At 58.0% G+C, this 12,754-nt stretch carries 6 protein-coding genes and 1 pseudogene; 2 read left to right on the top strand and 5 right to left on the bottom strand.

What is annotated here, in order from left to right; genetic code table 11:
• Nucleotides 1–36 precede the first annotated feature (36 nt).
• The 3 genes from HMPREF9162_RS06055 to uvrB are packed head-to-tail and all read right to left on the bottom strand — an operon-like array spanning nucleotide 37 to nucleotide 5,866.
• Complete coding sequence (locus tag HMPREF9162_RS06055; protein ID WP_009349300.1) at nucleotides 37–954, bottom strand: AEC family transporter; 918 nt, start codon at nucleotides 952–954, stop codon at nucleotides 37–39.
• Between the two features lie 35 nt (nucleotides 955–989).
• Entirely contained in the window at nucleotides 990–3,821 is a 2,832-nt protein-coding gene (uvrA, locus tag HMPREF9162_RS06060) for an excinuclease ABC subunit UvrA (RefSeq protein ID WP_009438732.1), read from the bottom strand.
• Between the two features lie 8 nt (nucleotides 3,822–3,829).
• Complete coding sequence (uvrB, locus tag HMPREF9162_RS06065; protein ID WP_009438722.1) at nucleotides 3,830–5,866, bottom strand: excinuclease ABC subunit UvrB; 2,037 nt, start codon at nucleotides 5,864–5,866, stop codon at nucleotides 3,830–3,832.
• A gap of 237 nt (nucleotides 5,867–6,103) precedes the next feature.
• Here uvrB and typA point away from each other — a divergent pair, with 237 nt between their 5' ends.
• Entirely contained in the window at nucleotides 6,104–7,921 is a 1,818-nt protein-coding gene (typA, locus tag HMPREF9162_RS06070; protein WP_009438650.1) for a translational GTPase TypA, read from the top strand.
• 85 nt (nucleotides 7,922–8,006) lie between these two features.
• Here typA and HMPREF9162_RS06075 read toward each other — a convergent pair whose 3' ends face one another.
• Nucleotides 8,007–9,173 (bottom strand): HD-GYP domain-containing protein, encoded by a 1,167-nt coding sequence (locus HMPREF9162_RS06075; RefSeq protein ID WP_009438810.1) that lies wholly within the window; start codon nucleotides 9,171–9,173, stop codon nucleotides 8,007–8,009.
• A gap of 43 nt (nucleotides 9,174–9,216) precedes the next feature.
• Nucleotides 9,217–11,688, bottom strand: coding sequence for a leucine--tRNA ligase (leuS, locus tag HMPREF9162_RS06080; RefSeq protein ID WP_037350315.1), 2,472 nt, complete (start codon nucleotides 11,686–11,688; stop codon nucleotides 9,217–9,219).
• 270 nt (nucleotides 11,689–11,958) lie between these two features.
• Between leuS and HMPREF9162_RS06085 the strand changes: the two are divergent.
• Nucleotides 11,959–12,710: pseudogene (locus tag HMPREF9162_RS06085) on the top strand (sulfite exporter TauE/SafE family protein).
• The last annotated feature ends 44 nt before the right edge of the window (nucleotides 12,711–12,754 follow it).

Consider the following 12,754-nt stretch of genomic DNA (forward strand, 5'->3'; position numbering starts at 1 on the left):
GTGAATATGAGCAAGGGCGCCCCTTTCTGCACGAACTCAGATGCCGGTGAGCACCGAGACGAGCGGTATGGTCGCCACCGAAATCATCGTCGAGAGCGCGATGATCTCCGTCATGAGCGGATAGGCGACCTTGTTGTAGAGCAGCGCGACCATCGCGACCATGCCGCCCGTCGGCGCGGCGACGATGACGAGACTGCACCCGAGGATATACGGATTCGTGACGAAGAGTTTCATGATGAGGAGCAGCGGAATCGGGAGCACCACCGCTTTCAAAAAGGTATAGAGGAGCAGTTTTCGATCCGTCAGCATATGGCGCACATGGATGTCCTTGAGCGACGCGCCGATCATCATCATCGCGAGCGGCGCCGTGAGCGCGCCGATCATCGTGAACGCCTGCATGAGCAGCGCCGGCGTCGGGATTTCGGCAAAATAGATCACGCACGCAATCAGCGATGCGACAATGCCGGGGTTGATCAGCATACGGATGAGGTCTGCGCCGCGCCGCTTGTGAATGCTGATGGACGACACGCCGTAGACGAAGAACAGCAGATTCACGGGGATGAAGAAGAGCGTCATATAGACGACCGCCTGATCGCCGTACACGCCCTGCACGAGCGGCAATCCCATAAAGAGCGAGTTGTTGAACCAGAACGAGAGGTTCACCGCGCCGCGCAGACGCCCGCGAAACCGCAGGATGAGCGGCAGGAGGAAGCCGACGATGCACATCATGGCGAGCAGTACGGCGTACGCCGTATAGGTCTCGATGACCTGCGCGAGCCCCATGTGTTCCTCCGCGTGCATCGCGGCGGAGATGATGAGCGCCGGACATGCGATGTTGACAATCAGCGAGGAAAACTGCTCCTGATTGTTCGGGATGATGATGTTGTACCGCCGTGCAAGCGCGCCCGCAAAGATCATTAGAAAAAATACGACCATCTGGCCTAAAATGAGCATCTTAAATTACCTTCTTCATTTCCCATTCCCACAGTTCAATGCTTCTCTTCCAAGAGGGGCTTTAGAAATTGCCCCGTGTAGGATTCTTTGACCTTGACGATCTGCTCGGGCGTTCCCTTCGCCACAACGGTACCGCCGCGTACGCCGCCCTCGGGACCAAGGTCGATAACATAGTCCGCCGCCTTGATGACGTCGAGGTTGTGCTCGATCACGACGACCGTATCCCCGCCGTCTACGAGACGCTGGAGGATGACGAGCAGCTTATGAATATCCGCCGCGTGCAGTCCCGTCGTCGGCTCGTCGAGGATGTAGAGCGTCTTGCCCGTGCTGCGCTTGGCGAGCTCCGTCGCGAGCTTGACGCGCTGCGCCTCGCCGCCCGAGAGCGTCGTCGCGGGCTGCCCGAGCCGGATGTAGCCGAGCCCGACATCGCGAATGATCTCAAGCTTGCGTGCGATGCGCGGCACATTTTGAAAAAACTCCACCGCCTCGTCGATCGTCATGTCGAGCACCTCGGCGATGGTCTTGCCCTTGTAATGCACTTCGAGCGTCTCGCGGTTGTAGCGCGCGCCCTTGCATACCTCGCACGGGACGTAGACGTCCGGGAGGAACTGCATCTCGATCTTGAGGATGCCGTCGCCGCGGCACGCCTCACAGCGCCCGCCCTTGACGTTGAAGCTGAACCGCCCCGCCTTGTATCCGCGCATCCGCGACTCTGAAACTTGGCTGAACAGCTCGCGAATCGCGTCAAAGACGCCCGTATACGTTGCAGGATTCGAGCGCGGCGTGCGCCCGATCGGCTGCTGGTCGATGTTGATCACCTTGTCGATGTGCTCAAGTCCCTTGATCTTCTTGTGTTTGCCGGGCTTTCCCTTCGCACGATAGAGGCGCGAGGCGACGCCGCGGTAGAGAATCTCGTTGACGAGCGTGGATTTGCCCGAGCCGGAGACGCCCGTGACGAGCGTCAGCGTGCCGAGCGGGAATTTCACGTTGATATTCTTGAGGTTGTTCTCCTGCGCGCCGACGATTTCGAGCGCGTTCCCGTTCCCCTTGCGCCGCGTCTCCGGCACAGGGATGAATTTTTTCCGCGAGAGATATGCGCCCGTCACGGAGGCGGGAACGCGCATAATCTCCTCAGCCGTGCCCTCCGCGACGACCTCGCCGCCATGTTCGCCCGCGCCGGGGCCGATGTCGATGATGTGGTCGGCGGCATACATCGTGTCCTCGTCGTGCTCGACGACGATGAGCGTGTTGCCGAGGTCGCGCAGGTGCCGGAGCGTCGCGAGCAGGCGGTTGTTGTCGCGCTGATGCAGACCGATGCTCGGCTCGTCGAGGATGTAGAGCACGCCCATCAGCCCCGAGCCGATCTGCGTCGCGAGCCGAATGCGCTGTGCCTCGCCGCCCGAGAGCGTCCCCGCCGCACGCGAGAGCGTCAGGTAGTCAAGCCCCACGTCGAGCAGGAAATGCAGACGCGCGTGGATTTCCTTCAATATCTCCACGGCAATCTTCGCCTCGCGCGGACTGAACTCCTGTGCCGCCGCCGTGAGAAAATCGTCCGCCTCGTGAATGGTCAGCGCGGTGAGCTGTGCGATGTTCTTCCCGCCGATCGTGACGGCAAGCGTTTCGGGCTTCAGACGTGCGCCCCGGCACGCCGTACACGGGGTATCCGTCATGTAGTCCTCGTAGCTCTCGCGCATCTCCTCGGAGTCCGTCTCGCGGTAGCGGCGCGCAAGCGCGGGCAGGACCCCCTCGAACGGGACGTTGTACTCCTTCTCCTCGCCGAACATGTTGACATAGCGAAAGGAGACATATTCGTCGGGTGCGCCGTGCAGCAGGAGATGCTGTGTCTTTTTGTCCATGCGGTTCCACTGCGTGTGAACGTCGTAGTCATGCGCGTCGAGGAGCGCAGAGATCGCACGCATACTGTAGGAGTTCGGGTTTTTCGAGAGCGGCGCAAATACGCCGTCCGCAACGCTGAGCGTCGGGTCGGGCAGAACGAGCTCGGGATCGAACTCCTTGTGACTGCCGAGTCCCGTGCAGACGGGACACGCACCGAACGGACTGTTGAACGAGAACATGCGCGGCGCGATCTCAGGCAGAGAGATGCCGCAGTCCACGCAGGCAAAGTTCTCGCTGAACATGAGGAGTTCGCCGTCTACGATCTGCACATAGACGACGCCGCCGCCCGCGCGCAGGGCAGTCTCGAGGGAGTCCGTGAGACGGCTCTCCATCCCTGCACGCACGACAAGGCGGTCAACGACGACCTCGATGGTATGTTTCTTCTGCTTTTCGAGTGCGATTTCCTCGCCGAGGTCGCGTACCTCGCCGTCGATGCGGACGCGCACATAGCCGTCGCGGCGCATTTGGTCAAGGACCTTGCGGTGCTCGCCCTTTTTCCCTCGCACGAGCTGCGCCATGATGAGCAGCTTCGTCCCCTCGGGCAAAATTTTGATCTGATCCACCATCTGATCGACGCTCTGCTGTGCGATGGGCTTGCCGCAGCTCGGGCAGTGCGGACGCCCCACGCGCGCATAGAGCAGGCGCAGGTAGTCGTAGATCTCCGTGACCGTGCCGACCGTCGAGCGCGGATTGTGGCTCGTGGTCTTTTGGTCGATCGAAATCGCGGGCGACAATCCTTCTATATTATCCACATCGGGCTTGTCCATCTGCCCGAGAAACTGCCGCGCATAGGCGGACAGCGACTCAACGTAGCGTCGCTGTCCCTCGGCATAGATCGTGTCGAACGCGAGTGAGGATTTCCCCGAGCCGGAGAGCCCCGTCACGACGACGAGTTTGTCGCGCGGGATTTCGACGTTGATATTCTTGAGGTTATGGGCGCGCGCGCCCTCTATCTTAATGCTTTCGTTCATATTTTCCCCTATTTTTTCTTTGGAAGTTCGCCCTCCAATTCGACAATCATATCGCGCAGTTCCGCCGCCCGCTCAAATTCGAGGGCGCGCGACGCCTGCTGCATTTCGCGCAGGAGACTCTTGACGAGGTTTTCCCGCTCCTTTTTGCCGAGTTTCTTCTTTTTCCCGTCCTTTTTCCCATAGGGCGCAGTCCCCTCGGCTGCGACCAATGTCATCTCGATGAGCGGGACGACGGGCTTGACGATGGTCTTGGGCACGATGCCGTGTTCTTTATTGTAGGCTTCCTGTATCTCGCGGCGGCGCTCCGTCTCGTCGATCGCGCGCCGCATGGAGCCGGTCACGACGTCGCCGTACATGATGACATGCCCGCTCGCGTTGCGCGCGGCGCGTCCGATGGTCTGGATGAGCGAGGTGTCGGAGCGCAGGAAGCCCTCCTTGTCCGCGTCGAGGATTGCGATGAGCGAGACCTCGGGCATGTCGAGTCCCTCACGCAGGAGGTTGATGCCGACGAGGACGTCGAACTCGCCCGCGCGCAGGTCGTGAATGATCTCCGCACGCTCGATGGTCGCGATGTCGGAGTGGAGGTAGCGCACCTTCACCCCCGCCTCGCGCAGGTAGTCCGTCAAATGCTCCGCCATGCGCTTCGTCAGCGTCGTGACGAGCACGCGCTCCCGGCGTTCGATGCGCAGACGAATCTCTGAGAGCAGATCGTCGATCTGCCCGTCGAGCGGGCGCACCTCGACGACGGGGTCGAGCAGTCCGGTCGGGCGGATGATCTGCTGCGTCACCTGCTGCGCCTGCTGCATCTCGTATTTCCCGGGCGTCGCCGAGACGTAGACGATCTGATTCACGCGCGCCGCGAACTCGTCGAACGTCAGCGGGCGATTGTCAAACGCCGACGGCAGGCGAAACCCGTTGTCCACGAGCGAGACCTTACGGCTGCGGTCGCCGCCGTACATCGCGTGAATCTGCGGCAAGGTCACATGGGACTCGTCGATCATGATGAGAAAGTCCTCGGGGAAGTAGTCGAGCAGTGTGTACGGCGTTTCGCCCGCTTTGCGGTGCGTCAGATGCCGCGAGTAGTTTTCGATGCCGGAGCAGTAGCCCATCTCCTGCATCATCTCGAGGTCGTAATTCGTCCGTTGCTCGAGCCGCTGTGCCTCGAGAAGTTTCCCCTCGCCCTTGAGCATGGCAAGCTGCTCTTCGAGTTCCGTGCGGATATCCGCCATCGCGATTTTCATATCCTCGTCCTCGGTGACGTAATGCGACGCGGGAAAGACCATCGAATGCAGGCGTTCTCCGTAGATTTCACCCGAGACTACGTCGAACTCGATGATGCGCTCCACCTCGTCGCCGAACATCTCGATGCGCACGCCGCGGTTGTTGTACCCCGCGGGGAAGATCTCTACGACGTCGCCGCGCACGCGGAACCGTCCGCGCTCAAAGGCGATGTCGTTGCGCTCGTAGCGGATGGAGACGAGTTTTTGCAGAATCTCCTCGCGCGGGATCGTCTGCCCCTTGTGCACGGAGAGGACCATCTCGTGATAGCTCTCCGGCGAACCGAGACCGTAGATGCAGGAGACGCTTGCCACGATGATGACGTCGCGCCGCTCGAACAGCGAGCAGGTCGCGGAGTGACGCAGTTCGTCGATCTCGTCGTTGATGGACGCGTCCTTCTCGATGTAGGTGTCCGTCTGCGCGATGTACGCCTCCGGCTGATAGTAGTCGTAGTAGCTGACGAAGTAGCCGACGTAATTATTTGGAAAGAACGATTTGAACTCGCTCGCAAGCTGCGCGGCAAGCGTCTTGTTGTGCGCGATGACGAGCGTCGGACGCTGCACGCGCTCAATGACCTTTGCCATCGTGTAGGTCTTGCCCGTCCCCGTCGCGCCGAGCAGCACCTGCGCCGTCTGCCCGTTCTCAATGCCGCCCGCAAGATCCGCGATCGCGTGCGGCTGATCCCCCATCGGCTCAAAGGGCGCAATAACCTTGAACGGGATCTCCTCCCCCAAATTCGTCGTATTGAGTTTTGGAACCGTCGCCATCACACGCCCTCCTTTATGCCGCTTCGTAAAAAATCATTTCTCCATTATACGATTTAAGGATACGAATAGCAATAGACAGCCATAGAAAAAGCCGGAAGAGAGCAGAAAGGCACATTACCACGGTGGTCTATCGCCAAAATTTGAGCGCCGGCGTTTCATTTGTTGACAAAAGGGGCAGGCTGTAATAAGATAGAAAAGCTATTTTTGAACGGGTACCTTGGGGAGGTTAATTTTTATATGAGTACAAATGAGAAGCTGCGCAACATTGCGATCATCGCACACGTTGACCACGGCAAGACGACACTGGTCGATGCGATGCTGCGTCAGAGTCATGTGTTCCGCTCGAACGAGCAGGTCGGCGAGCGCGTGATGGACTCGGGCGACATTGAGCGCGAGCGCGGCATTACGATTCTTTCGAAAAACACGGCGATTCTCTACGACGGCATCAAGATCAACATCGTGGATACACCAGGTCACGCGGATTTCGGCGGCGAGGTGGAGCGCGTCCTGAATATGGTGGACGGTGTCCTGCTCCTCGTGGACGCGTTCGAGGGGCCGATGCCGCAGACGAAATATGTGCTGCGCAAGGCGCTGGAGCAAAAGCTCAAGCCCATCGTTGTCATCAATAAAATTGACCGTCCGGATCAGCGTGTGGATGATGTATACGACGAAGTGCTCGAGCTCTTCATGGAGCTCGATGCGGACGACGATCAGCTCGACTTCCCCGTGATCTATGCGACGGCGCGCGACGGCATTGCAAAGTTCAACATGGAGGATGAAAGCGATAACCTCGAGCCGCTGATGCAGACGATTGTGAAGGAGATTCCCGCACCGCAGGGGGATGCGGAAGGGCCTCTTCAGATGATGGTGACGACACTTGAGGCAGACGACTATGTCGGCCGCGTGGCGATCGGGCGCATCATCCGCGGCTCTGTGAGGCCGAATCAAAACGTGGTCGTCATCAGCGGCGATCATGAGACGAAGGCAAAGGTCGGCAAGGTCTATGTCTATCAGGGACTCAAGCGCGTGGACGTAAACGAGGCGGGCATGGGCGAGATCGTTGCGCTGACAGGTCTCGGCGATGTGAGCATCGGCTACACGGTTGCGGATGCGGAGAATCCGGAGGCGCTGCCGACCATCAACATCGACGAGCCGACGCTCTCCATGACGTTTGGCGTCAACACAAGCCCGTTCGCGGGACGCGAGGGGCAGTTCGTGACGTCGCGTCACCTGCGCGACCGTCTCTTTAAGGAAATCGAGACGAACGTCGCCATGCACGTCGAGGAAACGGACTCGGCGGATGTGTTCAAGGTCTCGGGGCGCGGCGAGCTTCATCTCTCGATTTTGATTGAACAGATGCGCCGCGAGGGTTACGAGCTGCAGGTCGGCAAGCCCGAGGTCGTCTACAAGACGATCAACGGACAGCGCTGCGAGCCGATGGAAAATCTGACGGTCGAGGTGCCGCAGGAATACATGGGTGCCGTTATGGAGGCGCTCGGCACACGCAAGGCGGAGCTCTCGAACATGACGGAGCTCTCGGGATACATCCGCATGGAGTTCTTCATTCCCGCGCGCGGGCTGATCGGCTTCCGCTCGGAGCTCCTCACGAGCACAAAGGGCAACGGCATCATGAACCATATCTTCCACGGCTATGTACCGTACAAGGGGGATATGAGCGGACGTTCGCACGGCTCGCTGGTCGCGTTCGAGCAGGGAGAGACGACGGGCTACGGCATTTTCTCCCTCCAAGACCGCGGCACGATGTTCATCTCGCCGGGACAGCAAGTCTACGAGGGTATGATCGTCGGCGAGAACTCGCGCGACATCGACATGGACATCAATCCGTGCAAGAAGAAAAATGTCACGAATATGCGCACCTCGGCATCGGATGAGGCGATCCGCCTCACCCCGCCGCGCATCCTGAGTCTCGAGCAGGCGCTTGAATACATCAACGACGACGAGCTCGTCGAGGTGACACCGGAGAACATCCGTCTGCGCAAGGCAATTCTCGACCGTACGGCACGCGGACGCGCGGCAAAGAACGCACGCAAATAAAAGATACGTCAAACAACACACAAAAAGAGGATACTGCACGAATGATCCGTGCAGTATCCTCTTTTCTCTTTGATTGATGCTGTGCTTAGAGTGCGCTGACCTCCGCCGCTGTCATGATCTCAACGACGGTGATATCCTTAACCGTATTGAGGTCAAGGAATCCGCCCGAATCAAGCTGCACAACAGGCATTGCAGTGACACGCGACTCGTCGATATAAACGATACGCCCTGCTGTTCCGTCCGAAAGTCGCAGCCAACAGCCGTTGAGGGCGGCGTTGAGCTTACGCATGAAGAGCACCGCGTATTCCGAGTCGAGTTTCCCATCGAGCACGTCCGCATAGAGCACCTTAAACACCTCGAACGGTGCGCGCTTTTGTGCGTAGGCGCGGCTCGACGCCATGGCATCGTAGCTGTCGAGGACGGCAAGCACGCGCCCAAATGTCGATATCTGCTCTCCCTGAAGCGCCGACGGATAGCCCGATCCGTCGCTGCGCTCATGGTGCTGAATAATGCCGTTCATCAGGTCACTGCGCCCTGCGAGAGGGCTGCCCTCAACGAGCTTAAAGCTGTCCACGACATGATTCTTCATGAGGTCAAACTCCTCGTCTGTGAGTTTTCCCTTCTTTTCCAAAATTTCATGCGGGATAAACTGTTTTCCTATATCGAGGAAGAGCCCTGCAAGCACAAGATTTTGACGATCAATGCCCGAGAGGTGCATCCATTTTGCCATCAGTCCACCGAGAATGGCGAGATGCACGCAATGGTGAATGTTGTAGTCTCCCTCTTGGTTCATACTGTAAATCATGGAGACGGCTGTCGCGCCCTCCTTGTAGAGGTCGCGCAGGCGCTGACTTGCCATCACGGGCTGAAGGATGTCCATGTTGAGCTTCCCCGTGAGCGCGGCATCTGCGAAGAGCTTTTCCATTTCGCCATAGACGAATTTGTAGTCCTCTTCATATTTGGTATCTACGAGGGCATCGCGCTCCGGCAGCACGGTAATATTAAAGAGCGGCGCCTCTTCCTCGGCGGAAGAACGCTCTTCCTTTGCCTTTTTCTCCTTTTGGACGGCGCTCAGAATACTGTCCTCATCCACATAGACCGATGCAACCTCTTTTTCCTTGAGAAGCTTGATCTTCTCACGGTCGAGAACAGTTCCGCCCTCGATGAGCACAATGTCGGTATCTCCCTCATAGACCGTACGGCCGACGAGCATGTCCGGCAAGAGGCTCCGAACGGCAAATGCTTTTAACATGATGGCTTTCTCTCCCTTTTCCTTTTGTAAAATCTTCCCCGATTTATTTTACAACGATGTTCACGAGCTTCTTCGGCACACAGACGACCTTTACAACGGTCTTTCCCGCGGTCAGTTCCTTTGCCCGCGGCAGCTCCATGACGATCTGCTCCATCGATTTTCTGTCAAGATCGGCGGCGATCTTCACGCGATCGCGGACTTTCCCGTTGATCTGCAGAACAACTTCGATCTCATCCTGTACCAATGCTTCCTCATCGTATTGCGGCCACCGCTGCACATGAACGCTCCCTGTAAAGAGGCGTGACCAAAGTTCCGCCGTAATATGCGGCGCAAAGGGTGCGAGCATGCGCACAAGTGCAGAGGCTGCCTCCCGTGCCAGTCCCGGATGCAGTGCACGGTCTTGGAAGGCATAAAATGCATTGACCAGCTCCATAACGGAGGAGATCGCCGTGTTGAACATGAATCGGTCGCGTACATCCTCCGTGACCTTCTTCACGGTACTGTGGAGTACACGGCGCAGCTCCGTCTCCTCGGTACTAAGGGTGTCGGTATCATAGGCATCGGATGCCGATCGGATCGTCTCCTCAAACTGCCCCAGGATGCGCCATACGCGGCTGAGGAAGCGGAATGCACCCTCGACTCCCTGATCGCTCCAGTCGAGATCACGCTCGACGGGTGCGGCGAAGAGGATAAAAAGGCGCGCCGTATCTGCGCCGTAGCGATCAATGATCTCTTCAGGCGAGACGACGTTGCCGAGCGACTTGGACATCTTCGCGCCATCCTTAATAACCATGCCCTGCGTCAGGAGGTTCGTGAACGGCTCGTCGAAGTCGAGCATCTCCGTGTCGCGCAGCACCTTTGTAAAGAAGCGTGCATAGAGGAGATGCAGAATCGCGTGCTCGATGCCGCCGATGTACTGATCGACCGGCGCCCAGTAGTTCACGGCATCGCGGTCAAACGGACGCTCCGCATTGTGCGGGTCAGCGTAGCGGAAGTAATACCACGACGAGCAGATGAACGTATCCATCGTATCCGTCTCGCGCGTCGCGTCGCCGCCGCATTTGGGGCACTTGCAGTGCAGGAAGCTCTCGCTGCTCGAGAGCGGCGACACCGCTCCCTGTGCGAACGAAACGTCTTCGGGCAGCCGCACGGGAAGTTCGTTCTCGGGGACGAGTACCTCTCCGCACTGCGGACAGTTCACAATCGGAATTGGCGCCCCCCAGTATCGCTGACGCGAGATCAGCCAATCGCGCAGGCGATAGTTGACGCGGCGTTTCCCGAAGCCGCGTTCCTCCGCCTCGTCCATGATCGCCGACATTGCCGCGTGCATCTCCATCCCCGTGAACCTGCCGGAGTTCACGAGCACGCCGTCCTTTTCGACGTATGCCTCGGTCATCTCGTCAATGTTCAGCGCGCGATCCTTTGGCTGCAAGGTAAGAATCTTTCGGATGTCGTACTTTGTCGCGAACATCCAATCGCGCTGATCACCCGACGGCACGCCCATAACCGCGCCCGTGCCGTATTCGAAGAGGACGTAGTTCGTGATCCAGATCTCCACCTGCGCCCCGTTGAACGGATTCGTGCAGTAAACGCCGGTGAAGATGCCCTCCTTCTCCGACTCGCTCGAGGCGCGCTCGATGTCCGACTGTCTGCGCACGCGCGTGCAGAATGCGCGAATCTCGTCCGCCTTTGGATTGCCCTCACAGATCTTCTCCACAAGCGGATGCTCGGGTGCGAGTGCGAGGAACGTGATACCGAACGCCGTGTCCGGGCGCGTCGTATAGACGGGAATCTCCGTATCAAGGGCGGGGGCAGGCAGTTGGAATTCCAGTCCCTCGCTGCGCCCGATCCAGTTCTCCTGCATTGTCTTGACGCGCTCCGGCCATCCCGGCAGCTTGTCAAGGTCGGCAAGCAGCTCGTCCGCATAGTCCGTGATCTTGAAGAACCACTGCGCGAGATTTTTCTTCTGCACCTCGGACTTGCAGCGCCAGCATTTTCCGTCCTCTACCTGTTCGTTCGCGAGCACCGTGCCGCAGGTATCGCACCAGTTGACAGACGCTTCCTTCTTATAGGCAAGTCCCTTTTTATAAAAGAGTTCGAAAATCCACTGCGTCCAGCGGTAGTAATCCTCGCGGCAAGTCACGACCTCGCGATCCCAATCGTAGGAGAGCCCCATCGCGCGCTGCTGGCGCTTCATATTCTCGATGTTCGCATACGTCCACGCAGCGGGATGCACATTGTTCTTGATCGCCGCGTTCTCCGCGGGCATCCCGAAAGAGTCGAAGCCCATCGGATGCAGTACGTTGTATCCTGCCATCGTGCGGAAGCGCGCCACAACGTCCCCGATCGAGTAATTGCGGACATGACCCATATGGAGGTTGCCCGAAGGGTACGGAAACATCTCCAGTACATAGTATTTCGGTTTTGCGGGATCCTGCTGCGTCCGATAGCTATGCTCCTTGTCCCATATCTCCTGCCACTTTGCCTCAATCTCCTGCGGGCAATATCTCTCCACGTTCCTCGTGCTCCTCCCAATATCAAACGGCAAAACTGCGTCCCCGTGAACGCGGCTCATAGCTCTCTCATCATCATATATAGATGTAATACATTATACCTTAAAGCCATGGAAAGCGTCAATCGCTATTCCTATCACACAGCAAAAATAATTAGGACTTTTTTCTTATATTTCTTTTCATGCATACATGTTATGGCTGCAGTGCATCCCATGCATTTTTATGCTATAATAGACAGAATTATCGACTGTAACAAAAAGGGGGATTTTCGCTTGGACGCGTATCTTTCAGGCGTCGCTGCGCACGCAGGCCCCGCACTTGCTGTTTTCTGCGCGGCATTCATTCAGTCCATTACCGGATTTGGTCTCGTCATCATCGCCGCGCCCCTGCTCATGTTCTTTTACGAGCCAAAGCTCACCGTCCCCATCATGCTGCTCATCGCTTGCAGCAGCAACTCGGTACAGGGTTTTCTCATGCGGCGCCGGGCAAACTATCCGCTCATCGGCACGCTCTATCTCGGTATGCTGCTCGGTCAGCCCTTCGGATTTTTCTTTTTACCTACATCTCGAACGACGCGCTCAAGGTATTCATTAATGTCGTCGTTCTGCTGACCCTCCTCCTCATGCACGTCTCTCACCGACGCATCACCCAGTGCCGCCGCAACACGATCATCACGGGAATGCTCTCGGGGTTCACCGCCATCACGACGGGAATGGGCGGTCTCCCTTTCCTCATCTATCTCGCGTATACCGAAATGCCCGCAAACGTTTTTCGCGCGACCTGCTTCATCTATTTTTTCCTCGGCAACGCGACCTCGCTCGTCAGTTATCTCATCGGCGGCTATCCGCTTACGGGTGCGTTCAATCAGTTTCTCTATCTCCTGCCTGCGCTCGTCACCGGCATCATCGCCGGACATTTCTCCATGCGCTATATCCCCGCATCCTTCTTTCGCAAATTCATCTTCATCATCCTCTACATCGCCTCGATCTACACGATTATCTCAATCGTGGGGAAATCACTTTGATGCAATAAAAAACGCGGTCAATTGACCGCATTTTTATGGATACG

The sequence above is a fragment of the Selenomonas sp. oral taxon 137 str. F0430 genome, from assembly GCF_000183625.1.
Classification (GTDB): Bacteria; Bacillota; Negativicutes; order Selenomonadales; family Selenomonadaceae; genus Centipeda; species Centipeda artemidis.

Excerpts from the sequence above, each read along its gene's own strand:
- typA (WP_009438650.1), top strand. The coding sequence starts at position 6,104 with ATGAGTACAAATGAGAAGCTGCGCAACATTGCGATCATCGCACACGTT.
- HMPREF9162_RS06075 (WP_009438810.1), bottom strand. The coding sequence starts at position 9,173 with ATGTTAAAAGCATTTGCCGTTCGGAGCCTCTTGCCGGACATGCTCGTC.
- uvrA (WP_009438732.1), bottom strand. The coding sequence starts at position 3,821 with ATGAACGAAAGCATTAAGATAGAGGGCGCGCGCGCCCATAACCTCAAG.
- HMPREF9162_RS06055 (WP_009349300.1), bottom strand. The coding sequence starts at position 954 with ATGCTCATTTTAGGCCAGATGGTCGTATTTTTTCTAATGATCTTTGCG.
- uvrB (WP_009438722.1), bottom strand. The coding sequence starts at position 5,866 with ATGGCGACGGTTCCAAAACTCAATACGACGAATTTGGGGGAGGAGATC.